The sequence below is a fragment of the Caballeronia sp. LZ034LL genome, assembly GCF_031451215.1.
Classification (GTDB): domain Bacteria; phylum Pseudomonadota; class Gammaproteobacteria; order Burkholderiales; family Burkholderiaceae; genus Caballeronia.
Window position 1 is genome coordinate 1,106,434 of the sequence record NZ_JARUXR010000002.1, and the last position, 20,156, is coordinate 1,126,589.

14 protein-coding genes are annotated in these 20,156 nt (G+C 66.2%); 12 read left to right on the plus strand and 2 right to left on the minus strand.

Annotated elements, in window-relative coordinates; all coding sequences use genetic code 11:
• The first annotated feature begins 209 nt into the window (after positions 1 to 209).
• The 12 genes from QCE83_RS19535 (at position 210) to QCE83_RS19590 (ending at position 18,122) form a co-directional block, all read left to right on the plus strand.
• Positions 210 to 2,369, plus strand: a complete 2,160-nt coding sequence (locus QCE83_RS19535; RefSeq protein WP_309814503.1) for a type VI secretion system tip protein TssI/VgrG — start codon at positions 210 to 212, stop codon at positions 2,367 to 2,369.
• 328 nt (positions 2,370 to 2,697) lie between these two features.
• The gene (locus QCE83_RS19540) at positions 2,698 to 4,887 is read left to right on the plus strand and encodes a type VI secretion system tip protein TssI/VgrG (protein ID WP_309815498.1); all 2,190 of its coding nucleotides are present in this window, start codon (positions 2,698 to 2,700) and stop codon (positions 4,885 to 4,887) included.
• Positions 4,888 to 4,917: 30 nt separating this feature from the next.
• A complete protein-coding gene (locus QCE83_RS19545; protein ID WP_309814507.1) occupies positions 4,918 to 7,386 on the plus strand; it encodes a DUF2169 domain-containing protein in 2,469 nt (822 codons plus the stop codon).
• On the plus strand, positions 7,383 to 8,456 hold the full coding sequence (locus QCE83_RS19550; protein ID WP_309814510.1) for a pentapeptide repeat-containing protein: 1,074 nt from the start codon (positions 7,383 to 7,385) through the stop codon (positions 8,454 to 8,456). The genes QCE83_RS19545 and QCE83_RS19550 overlap by 4 nt, the downstream gene beginning before the upstream one ends.
• A gap of 18 nt (positions 8,457 to 8,474) precedes the next feature.
• Positions 8,475 to 9,137 carry a DUF3540 domain-containing protein gene (locus QCE83_RS19555; protein ID WP_309814513.1) on the plus strand — a complete coding sequence of 221 codons (663 nt, stop codon included), beginning with the start codon at positions 8,475 to 8,477 and terminating at the stop codon, positions 9,135 to 9,137.
• Positions 9,138 to 9,154: 17 nt separating this feature from the next.
• Entirely contained in the window at positions 9,155 to 9,544 is a 390-nt protein-coding gene (locus tag QCE83_RS19560; protein WP_309814517.1) for a PAAR-like domain-containing protein, read from the plus strand.
• Between the two features lie 13 nt (positions 9,545 to 9,557).
• A complete protein-coding gene (tssJ, locus tag QCE83_RS19565) occupies positions 9,558 to 10,070 on the plus strand; it encodes a type VI secretion system lipoprotein TssJ (RefSeq protein ID WP_309814520.1) in 513 nt (170 codons plus the stop codon).
• Between the two features lie 7 nt (positions 10,071 to 10,077).
• Positions 10,078 to 11,454 carry a type VI secretion system baseplate subunit TssK gene (gene tssK / locus QCE83_RS19570; protein ID WP_309814523.1) on the plus strand — a complete coding sequence of 459 codons (1,377 nt, stop codon included), beginning with the start codon at positions 10,078 to 10,080 and terminating at the stop codon, positions 11,452 to 11,454.
• Positions 11,455 to 11,511: 57 nt separating this feature from the next.
• Positions 11,512 to 12,768 (plus strand): type IVB secretion system protein IcmH/DotU, encoded by a 1,257-nt coding sequence (gene icmH / locus QCE83_RS19575; protein WP_309814526.1) that lies wholly within the window; start codon positions 11,512 to 11,514, stop codon positions 12,766 to 12,768.
• Positions 12,765 to 16,313 carry a type VI secretion system membrane subunit TssM gene (gene tssM, locus QCE83_RS19580; protein WP_309814529.1) on the plus strand — a complete coding sequence of 1,183 codons (3,549 nt, stop codon included), beginning with the start codon at positions 12,765 to 12,767 and terminating at the stop codon, positions 16,311 to 16,313. The genes icmH and tssM overlap by 4 nt, the downstream gene beginning before the upstream one ends.
• 38 nt (positions 16,314 to 16,351) lie before the next feature.
• A complete protein-coding gene (locus tag QCE83_RS19585) occupies positions 16,352 to 17,278 on the plus strand; it encodes an FHA domain-containing protein (protein ID WP_309814531.1) in 927 nt (308 codons plus the stop codon).
• A gap of 19 nt (positions 17,279 to 17,297) precedes the next feature.
• Positions 17,298 to 18,122 (plus strand): peptidase, encoded by an 825-nt coding sequence (locus QCE83_RS19590; RefSeq protein WP_309814534.1) that lies wholly within the window; start codon positions 17,298 to 17,300, stop codon positions 18,120 to 18,122.
• Between the two features lie 11 nt (positions 18,123 to 18,133).
• Here the strand turns inward: QCE83_RS19590 and QCE83_RS19595 are convergent, their stop codons facing one another.
• Together QCE83_RS19595 and QCE83_RS19600 are read right to left on the minus strand one after the other, a co-directional pair.
• Complete coding sequence (locus QCE83_RS19595) at positions 18,134 to 19,162, minus strand: hypothetical protein (protein ID WP_309814537.1); 1,029 nt, start codon at positions 19,160 to 19,162, stop codon at positions 18,134 to 18,136.
• A 41-nt stretch (positions 19,163 to 19,203) separates the two neighbouring features.
• The gene (locus QCE83_RS19600) at positions 19,204 to 20,133 is read right to left on the minus strand and encodes a LysR substrate-binding domain-containing protein (protein WP_309814540.1); all 930 of its coding nucleotides are present in this window, start codon (positions 20,131 to 20,133) and stop codon (positions 19,204 to 19,206) included.
• Between the last annotated feature and the right edge of the window lie 23 nt (positions 20,134 to 20,156).

Here is a 20,156-nt window from a genome sequence, read left to right on the forward strand (position 1 = left end):
CCATAGCCAGCGACGCACTGTTCAACCTCATACATAGCACGGAGAGCAAGGCAGCCATGAGCACCGTTTAAGGAAAGTCCGCCACCAGGGCCGACCCACCAGGTCGGCCGACAGCATCCGGGGTGCGTGCAGCAAAAGACTGCGCCACTCGGGATGACTCACTTGACACGCGTGTCTGAGCAACGATCCGATTATCACAAGAGACCGACATGACCCAGATTGTGATGGCCTACAGCGAAGCATTTGCACCCGGCACCCTGAGTTTCCGTTCCATGACAGGTAACGAAGCCCTTTCCACTCTCTTTGACTTCGAGGTGCAGCTCGTTGCGGGCAATGCTTCGCTCGATCTCAAGAGCGCCCTCGGCAAGTCCCTCACGCTGGAGATCCAGCCGCAGATCGGTGCGCTGCGCTATCTCGACGGACAGATCACCCGCTTCGAATTCAATGGCCGCGAGACCCTCACCTCGCGCAGCTATATCTATACGGCCACCGTGCGGCCATCGCTGTGGTATCTCACGCGCTCCGTCAACTGCCGCATCTTTCAGGAGAAGACGGTTGTCGAGATCATTCAGGAAGTCTTCTCCGCTTATGGCTTTCCGGTGACCAACCGCCTGAGTGCCACGTATCGCACCTGGGGTTACTGCACCCAGTTTCAGGAAACCGACTTCGCCTTCGTCAGCCGGCTGATGGAGCAGGAAGGTATCTACTACTACTTCACGCATCAGATGGGCCAGCACACGCTCGTGCTCGTCGATGACATGAGCGGTCACGACGCCCTGCCCGATTACGCCTCGCTTCCTTACCTCGCGCCCGATCAGATCGCGCTGCCCGAGACCGAAGGCGTGGATCGCTGGCACACGGAGGACAACGTCACCACGGGCCGCTATGTCGTCGATGACTATGACTTCCGCAAGCCCAAGGCGGACCTGCAAAGCCAGCAGGCCAACCCGCTCAGCGATGAACACGGCTCGTACGAGAAGTACAACTGGCAGCTCGGCTACGTCAACGGCGACGAGGGCAATCATTACTCGCGCGTACGGCTCGAAGAAGAGCAGACCGGCAGCGAAAGCGCTCATGGCCACACCACGATCCGCGCCTTTGCGCCGGGTTATCTGTTCACGCTGACCGGTTGCCCCCGCACTGCCGATAACCGCGAGTACCTGATCGTCGGCGCAAGTTATCAGTTTCAAAGCGGCGGTGACGCCAGCGGCAGCAGCACAGCCCGTTACGACACGGAGTTTCTCGCGCAGCCCACTTCACTGCCCTGGCGCGCGCCTTCCATCACGCCGCTGCCGAAAGCGACCGGACCGCAGACCGCAGTCGTGGTTGGCCCGGCAGGCGAGACCATCTGGACCGATCAGCACGGCCGCGTGAAGCTGCAATTCCGCTGGGACCGCTACGGCAAGAGCGACGAAAACAGCTCGTGCTGGGTACGCGTCTCGGATGCGTGGGCCGGTTCGAACTACGGCGGCATCTATATCCCGCGCATCGGCCAGGAAGTGGTGGTGGACTTCATGAACGGCAACATCGATCGGCCGCTCATCACCGGGCGCGTCTACAACGCCTCGCAGATGCCGCCGTTCAACCTGCCGGATTCAGCCACGCAAAGCGGCTTTCTTACCCGCACGCCCGGCGGCAACAGCAGCAACGCCAACATGTTCCGCTTCGAGGACAAACAAGGCTCCGAGCAGATCAAGCTGCACGCCGAGCGCAACTACGACACGTCCGTCGAAGCGAACACCACGCATACCACGGCGGGCTCGCACACGATCGAAGTGGGCCTGCCGCTCGCTTCCGGCGACACCTCGACCTCGCCGCCGCCGTCCGGCGCACAGCGTCTGTTACAGCAGCAAGCCGGCACAGGCTTGGGCGGCCCCTTGCAACAGGCCATGGCCGCCCGGCAAGGCAAGCGCGGCAGGAAAGCGCATGCACGCAGCGAGATGCAGCAATCGACCGCACCTTCGGGCCCGGTCGGACAAATGCTGCAACAGATCCCGGACGTCGTAAATGACTTTTTCACCCCGAAGCTCGACGGTCATGCATTCAACCTCACGGTGAACGGCAATGACAACACGATCATTGCGGGCGAGGCGACGTCCGTGGTGTTCGGCATCGTCAACGACTTTATCGGCGGCGATGAGAACCGCCTCAACATCGGCAACAAACTCGATGTCATCGGAGGGACGCTCGAAGAACTCCATACGCTCGACGTCAGTGCAACCGGCGCGGAGGTCTCGAACACCGGCTCTGTCGTCGAAAACAAGGGCAACGAGATCACGTCGACCGGCTCGTCGATCTCGACTGTCGGTTCGGAAGTATCGACTACGGGATCGTCGGTTCAGACCGTCGGTTACGAGGTCAAGTTTTGAAGCCGGCCTGATCAGGAAATAAAGCGCGCAATGAAGGCCATGAAACTCACCCGGATGATGCTGCGAATGCGCCCTTGTCGCGTCGATGCGACCAGGATCCCGTCACCCAGCATCCCGGGCATGCGCGCATGCCGGGCGTGAAGATCGAAGCAACCATGCGAACCGTTTTGCAAGTTCCGTCACCAGAGCTCGACCCAAGCAGTCGGCCGGCAGCATTCGGGAATAACACGATGCAGTGTGCGTATTCCCGTCAGGATGACAAAGTTTCGCAACACGTTTGTTTGACTAACTATCCGATTATCACGAGAGCGACATGACCCAGATTGTGATGGCCTACAGCCAAGCATTTGAGCCCGGTACACTCAGTTTCCGTTCCATGACAGGAAACGAAGCACTCTCCACCCTCTTCGACTTCGAGGTGCAACTCGTGTCGAGCGACGCCTCGCTCGATCTCAAGAGTGCCCTCGGCAAGTCCCTCACGCTGGAGATCCAGCCGCAGGTCGGCGCTCTGCGCTACCTCGACGGCCAGATCACCCGCTTCGAGTTCAATGGCCGCGAGACCCTCACCTCGCGCAGCTATATCTATACCGCCACCGTGCGGCCTTCGCTGTGGTATCTCACACGCTCCATCAACGGCCGCATCTTCCAGGAGAAGACGGTTGTCGAGATCATCCAGGAAGTCTTCTCTGCTTATGGCTTTCCGGTTACCAACCGCCTGAGTGCGACCTATCGCACCTGGGGTTATTGCACCCAGTTTCAGGAAACCGACTTTGCCTTCGTCAGCCGTCTGATGGAGCAGGAAGGCATCTATTACTACTTCACGCATCAGATGGGCCAGCACACGCTCGTGCTCGTCGATGACATGAGCGGCCATGATCCGTTGCCCGACTATGCATCTTTGCCCTATCTCGCGCCCGACCAGATCGCGTTGCCCGAGACCGAAGGCGTCGATCGCTGGCACACCGAGGACAACGTCACCACGGGCCGCTATGTCGTCGATGACTACGACTTCCGCAAGCCCAAGGCGGATCTGCAGAGCCAGCAAGCCAATCCGCTCAGCGACGATCACGGCTCGTACGAGAAGTACAACTGGCAGCTTGGCTATGTCAATGGCGACGAAGGCAGTCACTATTCGCGCGTGCGTCTCGAAGAGGAACAGACCGGGAGCGAAAGCGCTCATGGTCACACCACGATCCGCGCTTTCGCCCCCGGCTATCTGTTCACGTTGACCGGTTGCCCACGCACGGCCGATAACCGCGAGTATCTGATCGTCGGCGCAAGCTATCACTTCCAGAACGGCGGCGATGCCAGCGGCAGCAGCACGGCAGCCTACGACACCGAGTTCGTCTCTCAACCCACTTCGCTGCCCTGGCGCGCGCCGTCTGTCACGCCCTTGCCAAAGGCTCCCGGTCCGCAGACCGCGGTGGTCACAGGACCGGCAGGCGAAACCATCTGGACTGATCAGAACGGCCGCGTGAAGCTGCAATTCCGCTGGGACCGCTATGGCAAGAGCGATGAAAACAGCTCCTGCTGGGTGCGCGTTTCCGATGCCTGGGCTGGTTCGAACTACGGCGGCATCTATATCCCGCGTATCGGCCAGGAAGTGGTGGTGGACTTCATGAACGGCGATATCGATCGGCCGCTCATCACCGGGCGCGTCTACAACGCCTCGCAGATGCCCCCGTTCAACCTGCCCGATTCGGCCACGCAAAGCGGCTTCCTCACCCGCACGCCCAACGGCAACAGCAGCAACGCCAACATGTTCCGCTTCGAGGACAAGCAGGGTTCGGAACAGGTCAAGCTGCACGCCGAGCGCAACTACGACACGTCCGTGGAAGCCAACACCACGCATGCAACGGCGGGTTCGCACACGATCGAAGTGGGCCTGCCGCTCGCTTCCGGCGACACCTCGACTTCGCCGCCGCCTTCCGGCGCGCAGCGTCTGTTGAATCAGCAACCGAGCACGAGTACGAGCGCGAGTGCAAGCACGGCCGGCCAATTGCAGCAGGCGATGGCGGCGCAAGCCGGCAAGCGCGGCAAGAAGGCCCGTGCCCGCAGCGGCATGCAGCAATCCACGCCGTCGACGTCGTCTTCGAGCACCTCGCAGCCGTCCACTTCGTCCAATACGCTCGCCAGCCAGGTTCCCGCCTTCATCCAGAACTTCCTCCAGCCGGATCTGAGCGGCAGCGTCTACGCCGTCACCGTGAACGGGTTCAAGAACACGCTCGTCGTAGGCGAATCGACCTCCCTGACGTTCGGGGTCGCCAACAACGTCATCAGCGGCATCGAGAACCGCCTCAGCATCGGCAACAAGCTCGACATCATCGCCGGGACGCGTGAGCAGTTTCACGCGGTCAACGTCAGCATCCGTGGCGTTGAAGTCGCGGCCCGGGCCTCCTCCTTCGAGACCAAGGGGGCCGAATTCAAGGCGACCGGCTCCTCCATCTCGACCCTTGGCTCATCGATATCGAGCACGGGCTCGTCGATGCGTACCGTCGGTTACGACGTGAAGTTCTGATACTGGCATTACCTTGAAAGAAGACGCGCAATGAAGATCATGAAACCAACCCGGCTGACGGTGCTCACGCGCCCTTACCGTCATCAGGGCAATGAACTGCTGGGCGTTGCGGTGGCCTGTATGGCAACGCTGGGCGACGCCTCGCGCGTCCTCGGAGAGCAAACGCTGTGGAATACGGTCGGCGCCGAACTGGCCGGCCAGACGCTGGATCTCGGCTTGCCCAAACGGCATCCCGAGTATCTGGCGACCGCCTGGGCCTACGGCGCGCATTGCGACAAGCAGCACGCCTGCGAAGTCGGTCTGCGGGTCGCGCAGAGCAGCAAGCGGATACGCGTCAGCGGCGACCGCGTCTGGGAGGACGGCCGGCCCCGGCCGGCTGCCCCGTTCGAGCGCATGCCGCTCGACTGGACGATGGCGTATGGCGGCGCGGACTATCCGCAGAATCCGCTCGGCCTCGGCTATGAGGCCGATACCCAGGCACAGGCTTCTCCGCGCAAGCTGCCTAACCTCGAATACGTCGACGACCTCATGACGTCATCGGACGCACCGGTGCGCAGCGCCAGCTTTGCCCCAGTGCCCTCTTCCTGGCCGCAGCGCAGCGCGCTGTATGGCGAAGTGGATGACACCTACATCGAAGAAGATTTCCCGGGCTATCCGCGCACCATGGATGCCGCGTACTTCAACATCGCGCCCGCCGATCAGCAGTTCCCCGACCTGAGCGCGCTGCCCGCCGCGTGCGACTATGAACTCGTCAACCTGCATCCCGAGCGCGCGCGCATCGCGGGCCGGCTGCCGGCGCTGCACATGCGCGCCTTCGCCTGGCACACGAACACCGCCCCGGGCCGCGAGATTCCGCTGCGGCTCACGACGCTCTGGTTCCTGCCGCACATCGAGAAGGTCGTGATGATCTATCACGGCGTGATGGCCATCCGTACCTTCGACGCCAGCGATATCGCCTGCCTGATGCTGGCCGCCGAGATCGCCGGCCAGCCGCGTCCCGTCGCGCACTACGAAGACATCCACACGCGCCGGCTCGATCCGCGGCGCGGCGTACTGTACGCGATGCGCGACGGCGATCTGTTTCCGGAAGACCTGGCGGCGAGCGGCGACTCGGCCTGGACGCCCGGCGAACCGAACGCGATGGCCCGCCAGTTCCTCAACCGTCTCGAGCGCGAATCGCAGGCGCTCGGCGCGCCGGCGGCCCCGCCCGCGACGCCCATGCCCGCGCGTCCGGAGCAGCTGGTCGAATACGTCGAGCAGACCCAGCAGGACGCGGAACGCAGGGTTGCCGACCTGCGCAAGCGCGCTGATGAAATCCTCGCGGCTCCGCGCCCGCCCGCTGCCGCCGAGCCCGCGCCGCCTCCGGCGCTGCCGGAGCTGCCGGGAGCGGTCATCGATCCCGCGCTGCTTGCCATGCGCCGCACGACGCAGCTGAAGTCCGCGCAATTCCGGCCCGCGCCGTCGCAGCCGGTCGCGGGTCGGACGGCCCACGCGGCCAGCAGGCGCGCGTGGGTGACGCAGGCGCTCGCGGAAGGCAGGTCGCTGATCGAAGCCGATCTCGCCGGAGCGGACCTCTCGGACCTCGATCTTTCGGGTGTCAATCTCACGCGCGCCAGTCTCGAAGGCGCCGACCTGAGCGGCGCGATCTGCATCGGCGCCTGTCTGAAGGAGGCCAATCTGGTGCGCGCAACCTTGCGCGGCACGCGCCTCTCCAACGCCGACCTGAGCGAAGCGAATCTCTCGCTCGCGGAAGCCGGATCCGCCGATTTCCGCGAGGCCTGCCTGCGGCAAAGCGTGATCGAACAAGGCAATTTCGAACAATGCGATTTCTCGGGCGCGACGCTCGACCGCACGCAGTTCAGCAAGGGACGGCTCGGCACGAGCCTCTTCTGTGACGCGCGCATCAGCAATGTCGTCATGATGGGTCAGGAGATCGGCCAGGCCGACTTCAGCCGCGCGGTGATCCGCAAGTTCGTGCTGTTCCGCTGTCCGTCGCAGACGCTGGACTTCAGCGGCGCCGACATCATCGGTCTCGGCCTGACGGAATCCCCGGTCGAACAGCGCCTGTGCTTCAACGGCGCGCGCCTGCACAAGGCGTGCTTCCTCCAGTGCGCCGCGCTGCATGCGAGCACCTTCGCGGACGCCGAACTGGTCGAAGTGAACCTGCACGCAGCCGATCTCGCCCGCAGCGATTTCACGCGCGCCCGCATTGCCAACAGCGATTTCTCGAACGCCGACCTGCAAGCTTGCACGTTTCTCGACGCCCGCTTCGAGCGCGGCTATCTGGTGCGTGCCGACCTGCGTCTGGCGAGCCTGCAAGGCGCCGATCTGATCGAGGCCCAGCTGCGCGCCGCCGATCTGCGCGGCGCGGATCTGCGCGAGGCCAATCTGTTCCGCGCCAATCTGGGCGACGTGTTGATCGACGACGCCACGCGTCTCGACGACGCCTATCAGGAGCGGGTCATCTGGTGTCCGCGCGCGCGTCCGGAGGCTGCATGATGGATCGGCTCGGCCTTGAACAGCAGGTGCGCGACGGCATGCCGGTGAGGGCGTTGTCGCTCGAAGGCGCTGCATTGCAAGGCATGGATTGCGCGGGCGGCGTCTTCGAGCGGGTGGATTTTCGCGCCGCGAACCTGACGGGCGCACAGTTCGCCGACTGCGTGTTCGACCACTGCCGCTTCGGACACGCGGTGCTGGCCAACGCGCGCGTGACGGGCAGTCAGTTCCTGAATTGCGACATGGAGCAGGCCGACTGGTCCGCCTCGACCCTGCAGAGCGTCAGCTTCGTCGATTGCCGTGCGCCGCACGCGCGCTTCACGCAGGCCGCGCTGGACAGCCTGAATGTCCTGAAGGGCGATCTTGCAGGCAGCGTCTTCGATCACGCGCGGCTCGCGCTCAGCTTCTTCGACGAAAGCGCCGTGGCAGGCGCGAGTTTCAACGCCTGCACGCTGCACAAGGTGTTCTTTCATCGCGTCGATCTGCGCGAGACGCCGTTCCGCGAAGCGTCGTTCGACAACGCCATCTTCGCGGAATGCAACCTGAGCGGCCAGGCCTTGAGCGGCCAGACGCTGCTGCGTTGCCAGTTCATCGAATGCGACATGAGCGAGGTCTGTTTCGAAGACGCGCATCTGCCGCACACCGGTTTCCCCGGCTCGCTGCTGGCAGGCGCGCGCTTCGACGGCGTGCGCGCAGCCTCGGCCTGCTTCTATCGCGCCCGGGCCGAGCGCATCCAGTGCCGCGACGCCGACATGCCCGGCACGATCTGGAGCGAGGCGCACATCGATTACGCCGACTTCTCGCGGGCGCAGTTGCGCGGCAGCCAGTTCCGCCAGGCGCAGGGCCGCGCCGCCCGCTTCGACGCGGCCCGTCTCGAAGCCGCCGATTTCACGGGAGCGACGCTCCAGGACGCCCGCTTCGACGACGCCACCTTCGAGCGCACGCTGTTTCATCGCGCGGAGTCGGAAGAACGGCCCTGGTCGGACAAGGATGGCGCCCGCGACGCCGACGATGAACTGTACGCGGCCGAACAATGGTCGTCCCGGCGCGCCAGCCGGGCGCCTGCCGCTTGATAACCGGAGAACCACTCAATGAGCAATCCTGCCAACCTGTTGACCCAGCAGCACATCGAAGCCCAGTGGCCGCGCATCGGCCGCGTCCAGCAACTCGACGACGACGGCGCGACCGTAGGCGTCGCGCTCGACGGCGAAGTGATCGCCTGCCAGCCCGCGTTCAGCTGCCTGCTCGCGCCGGCCTGCGGCGACACCGTGCTGGTCACGCGCGAACGCACGCACGGGCATTTCGTGATCGCCATCATCGAGCGGCCCGGCGACGCGCCGGCGACGCTGCGCATGGCCCGCCCGATGATCGTCGAGGCCGAAGGCGGCCTGCGGCTGTCGAGCGCGCGCGATATCGAACTCGACGCGGTACAGCGCTGCGCCATTCACGCCGACCACATGACGCTCGACAGCGCGCGTGCCGAGCTGCATACCCAGACGCTGTCGCTGCGCGCGACGGTGGCGCAGGCGAGCGCACAGACGTGGCGCAGCGTGACGCGTTCGCTGGAAACGCTGGCCGATCACATCGTGCAGGTCTGCAAGCAGAGCTTTCGCACCTGCGAAACAGTGGACCACGTGCGCGCCGCGCAGATCGATCACGAAAGCACGGAGCTCATGCGGCTGCACAGCCGCAACGTGCTCCTGAGCGCCGAACATCTGTCGAAGATCGACGGCGAACAAATCCACCTCGGCTGAACTCAGGGAGAACCCACATGGTGATGGTGAATTCGAGCGCGGGCGGCGGCAACGACGCGGTGTCGGTCAACAAGACGCCGCCGGTCGGCACGCCGGCAGGCTACGACAACAACTCGCAGCGCGGGTCCGCGCAGCCCAACGTGACGAACGTCATGGTCGGCGGCGGCTTCGCGCACAACATGGGCACCACGATCCCGGCGTCCAACGGCGATCAGGGCGGCGCGCAGGGCGGCGTGGCGTCGGGCTCGGTATCCGCTTCATCGCGCAATTCGCGCGGCGCGAACACGGTCTTGCTGCAAGGCATGCCGACCACGCGCATGACCGACCCCACCTTGCAGAACAACGCCAATACCACGGGCACCGGCAGTTCGCCCAGCCAGACCAAAGTGCTGAACATGGCGTCGTGACCCGGGAGCACCCATGATGAAACGATTCGCACACCGTGCGGTCTGCGTCGTCGCGGCCATCGCGATGTGCGGATGCGCGTCCACCGAGCGCGACATGGACGTGCCGTACGAGATCACGCTGCACGTCGCCGACGACGCCAATCTCGGCGTTACCGGCAAGCCTTCGCCGATTCTCGTCGGCCTCTACGAACTCAAGTCGACCGGGGCCTTCGAAGCGGCCAGTTTCCCGACGCTTCAGGACCGCGCCAAGGACGCGCTCGGCGAGGACCTGGTCTTCACGCAGCAACTCATCATGCAGCCGGGCGAAACCAAGACGCTCCGCCGCCCGGGCGGCGCGCTCGCCACGCAACTGGGCATCGTCGCGGGGTATCGGCTGATCGACAAGCGTCTGTGGAAACAGACCGTGGCACTCGCGCCGCCGAAGAGCACCAACCTCTACAAGGTGTGGCAGTTCTCGCCCCGCACCGAAAAGATCGCCGTGGAAATCACCCGTCAGAGCGTGACCGTGACGCTCGACAAACGTTGAAGACATCATGAAAAACACCATCCGGGCGCGCGAATCATGGATCGATCACAGCAAGGTCGTGTGGTCCGAAGGCATGTATCTGCGGCCCCAGCACTTCCAGCAACTCGAACGCTACGTCGAGCACTACGTGCAGCACCGCAGCGCGGCCGGCGCGTCGCCCTTCTTCTGGGGTCTCGCCGATCTCGAACTCGATCACGGCGCGCTCAAGATCGGCAAGATCGCGTTGTTGTCGGCGCAGGGCGTGCTGCCTGACGGCACGCCGTTCTCGTTCCACAGCGGCGAGGACGCGCCCGCGCCGCTCGACATTCCCGCCACGCTGCGCGACCAACGCATCGTGCTCGCCGCGCCGCTGCGCCAGCACGGCGCCGTGGACGTGATCTACGAGGACAGCCAGGGCTCGCTCGCACGCTACGTCGCGCAGAACACCGAACTGGCGGACAACGTCGCGGTCTCGCTCGGACCGGCGGCCGTGCAGCTCGGCAAGATGCGGCTGCGCCTGATGCCCGAGTCGGAACTCGGCGCGGACTGGCAGGGCATCGGCGTGGTGCGGGTGCGCGAGCGCCATCCGGACAACCACGTCTCGCTTGATCCGGACTACATCGCGCCGATGCTGTCCGCGATCCGCCATCCGGTCCTGACCGGCCTCGTGCGCGAACTGCATGGCCTGCTCGAACAACGCGGCGCGCTGCTCGAACAGCGCCTCAAGCGTTCCGGGCGCGGCAGCGTCGGCGAAGTGGCGGACTTCCTGCTGCTCGGCCTCGTGAATCGCGCGCAATCCGAAACCTGGCACGTGCAGCAGGCCGGCATGCAGCATCCGGAAATCCTGTTTCGCGACTGGCTCAGGCTCGCCTGCGATCTCAGCACCTTCACCAGCCCGACGCGGCGTCCGGTGGTGTGGCCGGTGTATCGCCACGACGACCTGCAAAGCTCGTTCGGCCCGCTGATGCTCGAACTGCGGCGTTCGCTGTCGAGCGTGATGGAACAGAGCGCGGTGGCCATCGAGTTGCAGGAGCGCGCGCAACGCGTCTGGGTGGCCCGCATCCCGACGCCCGAGCTGCTGCGCCGCGCCGCCTTCGTGCTCGCGGTGCGCGCGGACCTGCCCGCCGAAGCGGTGCAGACGCGCTATCCGGCGCAGGTGAAGATCGGGCCGGTCGAGCATCTGCACAACCTCGTGCATCTGCAACTGCCCGGTATCGGACTGCGCGCGCTGCCGGTCGCGCCGCGCCAGATTCCCTATCACGTCGATCACCACTACTTCGAACTGGACTCCAGCTCGGAACTGTGGGGCCAGCTCGAAAAGTCAGGCGGGCTCGCGCTGCATGTCGCGGGCGATCTGCCCGGACTCTCGATGGAATGCTGGGCGATCCGCAGTCAGGACCGCTAGCCCGACGCGCCGACCCGATCCACTCTTCACCGACCTCAAGACGCTATGGCAGAAGCAATGGCACTGACGCCGCCGGATACGGTTGCGTCGCCGGCAGCCCCGGCACGCGGCGGCACCCCGCTGCTCGCAACGGCAAACAGCCTGCTCGATACGGCTATCCAGATCCGCATCGGCGGGCCTATCGAGCTCGAGGCCTTGCGCACCTATCTCGTCAGCGAGATGCATGCGTTCCAGGAACGCGCGACGCTGTTGGGCATTCCCGTCGAGACGATCATCGGCGCGCGCTATTGCCTCTGCACCGCGCTCGACGAGGCGATCGCGCTGACCCAGTGGGGCGGCGAAGGGCGCTGGTCCACGCACAGCCTGCTCGTCACCTTCCACAGCGAAACCTGGGGCGGCGAGAAGTTCTTCCAGCTGCTGGCGCGGCTGTGCCAGAACCCGGGCGCGCATCTCGACCTGATCGAGTTGCAGTACTACTGCCTGCAACTGGGCTTCGAAGGCCGTTACCGCGTGCTCGACCAGGGCCAAAGCCAGCTCGACGGCATCCGTCAGCGGCTGTTGCGGATCCTGCGCACGCAACGCGGCGAGTACGGCGCGCTGCTGTCGCAGCATGCGCTGCCGGACAAGCGCATCGCGACCGGACGGCGCGGCCGCGTGCCGGTGTGGGTCTGGCTGATCGGCGCGGTGCTGGCGACGGGCGGCATGTACACGGCGTTCAAGAGTTCCGCCGATCGCCGCGGCGACGTCGTCGCGGCCGCGATCCGCCATGCGCGGCTGCCGGACATCGCCGCCCAGAGCGCCAAGGCGCCGACGGCGGCAAGCCTGCTGCAGGGCCTGTGCCGCCTCGGGCTGATCGAAGTGAAGGACCTGCCTGACCGCAGCATCGTGACGATTCACGGCGACGGCCTGTTCGCGTCGGGTTCGGCCAACGAGAAGGACGCGTACCGGCCGGTGCTGGCGAGCATCGCGGGGGCGCTGAACCAGTTGCCCGGCGACATCGTCGTCAACGGCTTCACCGACGACCAGCCCATGCACACCCAGGCATTCCCGTCGAACGACGCGCTTTCGCTGGCGCGCGCCCGGCGCGTCGAACAGATGCTGCTGGTGAACGGTTTGTCGGCGACCCGGCATATCACCGCGGCGGGGCTCGGCGACGCGAATCCGATCGCGTCGAACGACACGGCGAGCGGCCGGTCGCGTAACCGCCGCGTGGAGATCGTGCTGATGCGCTCGGCGTCCTCGCAGATCGGCGACACACCGGGCGGCGATCCGCAGAACACGCAGAGCAGCACACCCCAGGGAGCCGCGCAATGAGCTTTTTCCAACGAATCAGGAACGCGCTGTTCAGCCGCGAAATGGCGGTGACGATTCTGGTGCTGATCGTCGTCTGGCTCATCTGGAACGACTTCTCGCTCATCGCCATCGGCAATGCGCATCCGTTCGAGACGCCCGAGGCCCGCGAGTGGCTGATCGCCGCCGTGCTGCTGATCTGGGCCATCTGGCTGTGCTGGCGGCTCGGCTGGATCGTCGCCATCGCGCGGGCCTGCGGACGCACCCGCACGCGCTGGGTCGACCGCGCCGAGGTGGTGCGGCAACGGCGCGTGCCGCTCGGCGAGACCGAAAAGCGGCTGCGCGACGCCCTCACCGTGCTCCGGCGCGGCACGCACGAGCGCGGCAAGCCGTGGCGCGGCTGGCTCGACCGGCTCACCGGCCATTACGTCTACGCGCTGCCCTGGTACGCGCTGCTCGGTGCGGACGGTGCGGGCAAGACCTCGTTCATCCGTGAAGCCGGGCTGGCGCAGCCGAAGTCGTCCGGGCCTGCTTCGCCGCTCGAAGACTGCTCGTGGTGGTTCGGCAACCGCTGCGTGCTGGTGGACGTGCCGGGCAGCTTCCTCGCGCCCGCCGACGGCGCCGCCGAGCGTTTTCCGCTGATGCGTCTGCTGCGGCGGCATCGCGCGGATCAGCCCGTCAATGGCGTGATCCTCGCGCTGCCCGTCGACGATCTGATGCACGCGGACGAACGCCACTGCCTGGAGCTGATCGCCCGGCATCGCGCGCGTCTCCAGCGCATGCAGGAAGAAGCCGGGATCGTGTTGCCGGTGTATCTCGTCGTGACCAAGATGGACCGTCTCGCGGGTTTCACCGAAACCTTCGACGCCCTGACGAACGAAGCGCGCGCGCAGGTGTGGGGCTGGACCCGTCCCGCCGATCCGGGCGCGGCGCCGGACGTCGCGTTCGAAAGCGGACTCGCGGCGCTGGTCGACCGCCTGAACGACGGCCTCGCCGATACCCTCGCCCGCGAGCCGGACGTGCGCAAGCGCCAGGACATCTATCTGTTCCCGCAGCAGTTCGCCGCGCTCAAGCCACGGCTTGCGCTGTGGTACGGAGAACTGTCGCGCCACTCGCAATACGAAACGAATCTCGCGGTGCGCGGCGTCTACTTCACCAGCGCGCAGCAAGGCGGCAAGCCGCTCGACCTGGTGCTCGGCGAACGGCGCGAGCGGCTGGGGCTGGCGGCGGATCAGGCCATGCCGGCGCTGGCGCCGCGCCACGGCAGCACGTTCCTCGCGCGGCTGCTGCCGGACGTGTTGCTGGAGGAAAGCGCGTGGGCCGGCCGGAACCGCGCGCAGACCGTCAGGCGCATGCTGATGCACGGCGGCGCGCTGCTCGCTACCGGCCTGGCGCTGACCGTGCTGGCCGCGCTCTGGACCAACAGTTATCTCTCCAACCGCACCTTCCTGCGCGATGTCGCCGGGCACACCGCCGAACTCGATCACATCAGCGGCGCGCCGCTGGAAGTGCCGCCCGGCGATGTCACTGCGCTCGCGCCGCTGCTCGAACTGGAGCGCGCGTTGCCGGAGAGTCCGGCCATCGACGTCGATAATCCTTCGACGCTGAGCCACCGCATGGGGCTGTATCAAGGCGACAAGATCGTCGACGCAACCGGCGATCTCTACCGCAAGACGCTGCGGGAAAAGCTGCTGCCGGTGGTTTCGGTGCGCATCCACGACATTCTCGAAGGCGCACCGCCCGCCGACCTCGAATTCACCTACGACGCGCTCAAGGCCTATCTGATGCTCTACGACCAGAAGACCTGGGATCCCGAATTCCTCGCCGCCTGGCTGCAGCTGAACGTCAACCGCGCGCTGCCGGGCAACACCACGAAGGAGGCGCGTTCCTTGATCGACGGGCAGCTCGCGGATCTCGTCGCACTGGGGCCGCTCGCCTCGCCGTTTCCGGTCGACAACACGCTCGTGAGCACCGTGCGCAGCCGCCTGCTGCAAATGCCGTTCGCGCAGCGCACCTACCACTACCTGCGCCGCAAGGAGATGGACGCCATCAAGGCGCCGGCCATTTCGATCGCCTCCGCCGGCGGTCCGGAAGCGAGCCTCGTGCTGACGCGCAAGAGCGGCCGGCCCATCACCGAAGGCGTGCCCGCGCTGTTCACCGCGAGCGGCTACTGGGAGCACATCAACAAGGACATCGACGATGCGGTCGAACAGATGCGCCGCGAGGATCACTGGGTGCTCGGCGTGCCCGCCGACGCCGCCGGCCAGGAAAGCGGCGATTCGCGCCGCCAGTTGATCGACGCGGTCAAGCGCCAGTACTTCGGCGACTTCATCCAGACCTGGGACGACTATCTCGGCGACATCAAGGTCGTGCCGAGCCAGTCGCTGGTGCAGAGCATGCAGATTGCCCGCACGCTGTCCTCGCGCGACTCGCCGCTCAAGCTGTTCTTCACGGCAGTCGCCCGTCAGACCGATCTGCTGGACGGCCACGGCGCGCAGGTCCGGCGCGATACCGGACGCATTGCCGAACGCATCGGCGAGGCGCGCAGGTCGCTGGCGCAGATGTTCGGCGACGAATCGTCGCCCACGAGCAGCAGTTCCGGCGAGCGGCCCGAAAGCATCGTCGACGATCACTTCGCGTCGCTGAGGCATCTGGTGCTGACCGGCGACGTGAACGACAAGGGCCCGGCGCCGATCGACGACGTGCTGAAGACCATCGACGGGCTGTATCAGTATCTGGTGTCGGTGAACGGCGCGGTGGACAGCAACAACCCGCCGCCCCAGACCGATGTGTTCAACCGGCTGAAGGCCGAGGCGGGACGCATGCCGTCGCAGATGCAGGGGATCGTCAACGATGTCTCGAAGACCGGCGAGGCGCAGGTCAACGGCATGATGAAGCGCGACCTGCGCAAGAGCGCCTACTCCAGCGTGGGCGCGGTGTGCGCGCAGACCATCGCGGGACGCTATCCGTTCGCGCGCAATTCGAACCATGACGTGGCGAGCAGCGACTTCTCGCGGATGTTCTCGCCAGGCGGACTGATGGACGACTTCTATCAGAAGAACCTGACGCACGGCATGACGACGAGCGCGGACACGGCGTCGTTCAACTCCGATCCGGGCGGCGGCTTCGCGGCGTCGTTCCGCAATGCGTCGATCATCCGCAACGTGTTCTTCGCGGGCAACGCGGCATCGATGTCGTATGGCTTTTCGATCACGCCGCTCGACCTCGATCCCGCGATCACGGAGTTCGTGCTCGACGTCGGCGGACAGAGCATGCGTTACGCGCATGGTCCGCAGATCCCCGTCAACATGCAATGGCCCGGATCGCGCAGCGAAGTGGTCAGCCTGCAGGTGGTGACGCCGTCGGGCGCGTCGGGCATCCGCGCGCAGGGTCCGTGGGCGCTGCAACACCTGTTCGATCAGGCGAGCATCGTGCCCAACGGCAACGCGGACGGCTTTGTCGCCACCTTCACGGTGGACGGTCACAAGCTCTCGATGACGATTCGCAGCAACAGCGCGTACGACCCGTTCTTCCTGCCGCAGATGAGGGCCTTCGCATGTCCGTCATGAACGCCTTGCACCACAGCACCACTGATAGCGAGTCCCTCATGCGACCTCTCAGACTGACCGCCATTGCGTACGACAACAAGATCCTGACGTCCCGCCTGAGCGCGACCTGCGATGCCGACGGCGCGGGCATCGGCCGGGCGGACGGCAACCTGCTGATCCTGCCCGACGAAGCCTCGCGGGTCATCGAGCGGCACGCGGTGCTGCATCACGAAGACGGCTGGCATATCGAGAACCTGGGGCCCGCCGCGAGCGTGGCGCTGAACGACCGGCCGCTCGCGGCGGGCGAACGGGCGGGCGTCGCGCCGGGCGATCGCATCGCGGTGGGCCCGTACACGCTGCTCGCCAGCGACGCCGCCCCGGCCAACTGGAATCTCGCACCGGCTGCGCCCTCGCCGGAACCCGTCGCTACGGCCAAGGAAAGCACGCTGACCAGCCTGGCCGGCACGGCGCTGCCGGACCTGCTCGATCTGCCTTCCGATCCGCTGCTGCTGTTCGCGCAGCAGGACGGCGTGAACCGCACGCTGCTCAGCGGCCCGGATGATCCGATGGGCATGCCCGGCCTGGCGGAGTTCGGCGCGCCGCTGTTCGCCGAGCGCTCCGGCGGGCTCAAGTCCGAATACTCGCGCACAGCCAGCCTGGACGACGGCGCGATGCACTACGACAGCCACTTCGGCTCACTGCATCCGTATGAGGGCGACGCGCCGGCGTCGTCGTCGCCTTCGCCTTCGCCTTCGCCTTCGACGTCGCCTTCGCCGTCGTCGCGGAACATCGAGGCGAATGCGGACGTACGTGGCGTCCCGGCGGAACTGTCGCGCTGGATCGAACTCGCCCGCGCCCTGGCCGCGGGCGGCGGCTGGCAGGCCGAGCAGGCATTGCCGCCCGCGCGGCTCACGCCGGAACTGATGCACACGGTAGGCTCGCTGCTGCGCTACCTCGAGTTCCGCACGCGCGGCGATCTCCAGTGAACGCCCTCAAGGAGACTTCATGACCTACTGTGTGGCGATCAGCGTGGACGACGGCCTCGTGTTTCTCTCGGACACGCGGGTCAGCGCGGGCGTCGAGGAAGTCGCCGAGGCGCGCAAGATGACCGTGTTCGAAACGCCCGGCGAGCGCGTGCTGGTGCTGCTCGGCGCGGGCAGTCTGGCGCAGACCCAGGCGGTCCTTGACCTGCTGAAGGACGCCTGCGACAACGGCAGCACGTCCCTGTTGACGGCGCCGACGCTGCGCGCGGCAGCCGGCATGGTCGCCGATGCCGTGCGCGCCGTGCATCGGCGTGAAGCGTCGGCGCTGGAGGCGTTCGAGCTCGACTTCAACTGCAGCTTCATTCTCGGCGGCCAGATTCGCGCGCATGCCGCCACGCCGCCCGCCCGTTCACCCGCCGCAGAGCCCGTCGCACTGCCCGACCCGCAGCTCTTCATGATCTATCCGAGCGGCAACACGGTGTGCGCGTCGGCCGCGATGCCGTATCTGCAGATCGGCGAGTCGCGCCATGGCCGTCCGCTGCTCGACTGGGCCTTCACGCGGCGCGCGCTGTCCCTCGACGAAGCCGCCAAGTGCGCGTTGCTCTCGATGGATGCGACCCTGCGCGCGAATCTCTCGGTGGCTTATCCGCTTGATCTGCTGGCTTACGAGCGCGACACCTTTCGCGTGGACCGGTTCACCTCGCTGGACCAGCATCACGACTATCCGCGCAACTTGCGGCGCGCGTGGTGCGAGCGCGTCGATGCCGCGTTGAAAGGCATGCCGTCGCTCATCTGGGGCGAGCCCGAAGGCGTGCCGCGTGCACGCAAGGGAAGACGCACAGGCTGAAGCATGCTCGCTCAGCGGAACCGTCCGAGCAGGCCGACGTCGGCGGCCATGCGGGCGCAGGCGCGGATGTCGTCGAGTCCGAGCTTCTTCTTGATCGACTTGTACAGCCGGTAGACCTGCCGCTGCGTCACGGAAAGATCGGCGGCGGCATGGCGCGCGTCGCCGCCGCGCCGGATCCACTCGAGGATGATGCGCTCGGAGTCGCTGAGCCCGTACTGCAAGGTCGCCGTGCGGCTGAAACGGATCGACGGCCAGTCGAGCAGTTCCTCAGCCAGGCCGCGCAGTTCGCGTTGACCCTGCCAGATCCGCTCTTCGCCTTCCGGCGCGGGCGCATCGGACCCGACGTGCAGAAGGCCAAACACGCGGCCATTGCCGCCGCCGCGGTTGGCGGGAAAGAAGACGTGGTTGAGCAGTCCGTGCTGATGGGCCTCGGCGCCCAGCCAGGAACCGCCCGATCCGGCGAACGTGGCGAGGCCGCGCACCGGAAAATGCTCGTTCCTCGCATATTCCAGCACCGGGTCCGTCACGACGCGGCGCACATAGGTCTGCAGCCAGCCCGGCGAACACGCCGCCAGGATCACATGGGTATCGTAGGTGGCGCGGCCGGGCGCCGAACCCGGCGTGGCCGCGAGCCAGTGGAACAGGGCGAAGGTGCCCCCGTGGCGCCGGCACACCGCGCGCATGAGTCGCGACACGTCGAGTTCGCTCGTGCATTCGGACACGTGCGCCGGATGGTGCGCCGCGCCGTGCGGATGCGCGCGATGCGCAATGGCGTCGAGACAGGTGCGGTAGCGTTGCGCGAGCATCTCCCTGTACGGATCGCTCTCGCGGAATTCGATCAGTTCCGCCACCCCGGACACCGGCAACAACTGCACGACGACGCTGCCGTCACGCCGCGTGAGCACACGCTGGAGCATGACTTCGTCGTCGCCGGCATCGTCGAGCCGCAGTTCGACCGACCCTTCCCGCACCACGACCCGCTGGCTTCCGGCAATGCTGCCGCCCGCCTCACGGTACAGATTGTGGAGCTCACGGCTCATTGCTCGGACTTCCGCCGGACAGGGGTTATCTGTTGCGTGCCCTAGATCCGCACGAGGCCCGAGTTGATCAGCTGCGTGTCCCAGCGCGCGGGTTCGCCAATTTCCTCGATCAGGTGATCGACCAGCACCTTGATGCGCGGCGGCGTGCCCACCGTCTTGCGATACACCGCCGAAATCCGTCCGCCGCACGGCGCGTAGTCCTGCAGCACCGGCACCACGTCGCCCGCCAGGATGGAGTCCGCCGCCAGGAAGGTCGGCAGGATGGCGAGTCCGAGCCCGGCGCGCACGGCCTCCAGCAGCACCGCGCCCGAATCGGCGCGCATGCGCCTGCCAATGCGGAACGAGCGGTACTTGCCGTCCACCATCAGGCTCCACATGCCGTTGGGTTCGAAGTTGCAGTTGTTGAGGCCGTCGTGATGAATCAGGTCGCCGGGATGCGTCGGCGTGCCGCGCTTTTCGAGGTACGCCGGGCTCGCGCACACCAGCGTGTGATTGGCCGTGATCGTGCGGGCCACGAGCCGGGAATCCGGCAGCTCGCCGGTCCGGATCGCGACGTCGTACTGTCCGTCCTGCAGATTGCCGACGCGGTTCTGCGCTTCCACGTCGAGGCACAGGTCGGGATGCCTGGCCGCGAACGTGGTGAGCACCGGCCCGAGATGCGACGCCAGCAGGCTGGTCGGCACCACGATGCGCAGCGCGCCGCGCAGGCTCGACTGGACATCGCGCACCGACTCTTCCGCGAACTCGACTTCCTCCAGGATCTGCACCGCGCTCTTGTAGAACACGAGGCCCGGCTCGGTCGTCCGCAGCGGCCGGCCCCGTTCGAGCAACGCGCAGCCAAGATAGCGTTCGAGCTGGGTGATGCGCTCGCTCACGATCGACTTGGTGGCGCCAAGCCGCCGTGCGGCTTCGGAAATGCTCGCTGCTTCCACGACGGCCACGAACGTCGCCATATCGCTGAACTTGTTCATACTCTTTTCCCCTGATGCGAAAA